The 1,862-nt window shown below is 61.5% G+C and carries 3 protein-coding genes; 2 read left to right on the top strand and 1 reads right to left on the bottom strand.

Annotated features, from left to right (window positions below; genetic code table 11):
- Positions 1-783 (bottom strand): UTP--glucose-1-phosphate uridylyltransferase (locus WAW17_RS30005; RefSeq protein WP_422336491.1); only part of this gene is annotated, 783 nt, incomplete at its 3' end.
- Positions 784-1,265: 482 nt separating this feature from the next.
- Between WAW17_RS30005 and WAW17_RS30010 the strand changes: the two genes are divergently transcribed.
- Together WAW17_RS30010 and WAW17_RS30015 are read left to right on the top strand one after the other, a co-directional pair.
- Positions 1,266-1,418 carry a hypothetical protein gene (locus WAW17_RS30010; protein WP_422336492.1) on the top strand — a complete coding sequence of 51 codons (153 nt, stop codon included), beginning with the start codon at positions 1,266-1,268 and terminating at the stop codon, positions 1,416-1,418.
- Positions 1,419-1,523: 105 nt separating this feature from the next.
- Positions 1,524-1,685: a hypothetical protein gene (locus WAW17_RS30015; RefSeq protein ID WP_422336493.1), complete on the top strand. Its 162-nt coding sequence runs from the start codon at positions 1,524-1,526 to the stop codon at positions 1,683-1,685.
- Positions 1,686-1,862: the final 177 nt, after the last annotated feature.

The raw sequence follows: 1,862 nt of genomic DNA on the forward strand, positions 1-1,862 counted from the left end.
GTGCACAACCACATGCACCGGGTGGCCCTCGGAAATCAGGAGTGCGATCGCGTCCGTCAGCTGCAACTCACCGCCCGTCCCGGGCTCGATGCGACGGAGCGCGTCGAAAATGGCCCGATCCAACAGATATCGGCCCGCTGCGGCCAGCGTTGAGGGTGCATCACCAAGCTGCGGCTTCTCCACCATCCCGACCACCTTCAGGACGTCGGGATTCGCGACATCCGTCACCGACTCCACATCGAACACACCGTAAGAACTCACCTGGTCCTTCGGAACGTCGATCGCGCACAACACCGTTCCACCACGCTCGGCACGAACTCGCGACATTGCGTCCAGCACCCCATTAGGCAGGACCAGGTCGTCCGGCAACAGAACCGCGATCACATCCTCGTCGTCACCGAGTACCTGCTCCGCGCAGCCGACGGCATGACCGAGCCCCAATGGCTGTTGCTGCACCACCGACTCGACCGCCAGAAGTCCGGGTGCTCTCCGCACTTTGGCCAGCAGATGGTGCTTGCCCCGCTCTTCGAGCTTGCCCTCCAAAACCAAATCTTCGACAAAGTGCGCCACCACTCCGTCCTTGCCCGGTGCGGTCACGATGATGAGGCGCTCGGCACCCGATTCAGCGGCTTCACCGGCAACCAGTTCGATGCCAGGTGTGTCGACGACGGGAAGCAACTCCTTGGGAACCGTCTTGGTAGCCGGTAGGAAGCGAGTGCCCATACCGGCGGCCGGCACGACGGCCGTCCGGAACGCAGCAATGCTCTCAACGGAACTCACCATGACGGCACCCCTTTCAACAAGGTTTCGACGCGCCACGATTCGGACAAGACCCCCGCGCCTCACCTCATAATTGCACTATCGCACCATTTCGCACGTCGAAAATGGCAGAAGTGATTCGGACAACAGTGCCTTGATGGATTGTCCCGCTTCAGCTTTCGCAAGCGGCGGGCTAACCGCAAGTATCGTTTGCGTTACCAAAAGAATTCCGGGTCACGTGAACACACTCGGTTCCCCGCTGACGAACACCCAACAGACCAATACTGCGACTCCGAGAACGGGCCGTCGGTTTGATTTCGAAATGATAACGGGATTGCCGTCGGATAACTATTTCGCCTCGACCGCAATCAGCTACCGCCCGATGACATGGGGATGCCGGGGCCACCACTCGACCTGACTCGCACTCGCCGCGCGTCCATAACAAACTAGTGGTACTTTTCGGCCCTACAAACAAGATCGACACCACGATTAATTCGGGAGAAACAATGTCACCGCGGCCGCAGCAGGACGAGATCATTGTGGAGAAGCGCCGCCGTCTCCGCCGTAACCAGCGTGAGCAATTGGCGAACTACGCCACAGTCGCCCTGATCATTCTCTGCGCCCTCGTTGTCGGATACTGGTACTTCATCTACTCCTGACCGGAGGTTGGGACCGAGCATGCAGGTTCCCTGAACGTCCCGGGGGCGTCAGCACCAGCCGGGACTCTCAGCTTCTCCTCATCAAGGCTCGGCATACTGGCTGGCATGTGGTGGATCGTCGTCGCTGTAGTGGCCTGGGTGGCTCTCTCGATACCGCTTGCCATCCTGATCGGGAAGGCCGCCCGGCAGAAGGACCTGCGCGAAGCCCCACCCGCGGCACACAAGGCCGAGCGACCCGCCCGCCAGCGCCTGCGCCGTCACGGATAAACCCAGGTCAACGCTGCATAACGGTTGGTCGCGTACCGCGCAACGCATCCCCCACCACCCGCAACACCTTCGGCGACGTCATCTGCCAGTGCGTACCGTCCAGCACCCGGTTCCGCACAGCCCCCGTCACGTACGGCTCCCAACTCGACGCCGCCCGCACCCCACTCGGACCATCCG

This window comes from Rhodococcus sp. (in: high G+C Gram-positive bacteria), assembly GCF_049286785.1.
GTDB lineage: Bacteria > Actinomycetota > Actinomycetes > Mycobacteriales > Mycobacteriaceae > Rhodococcus_F.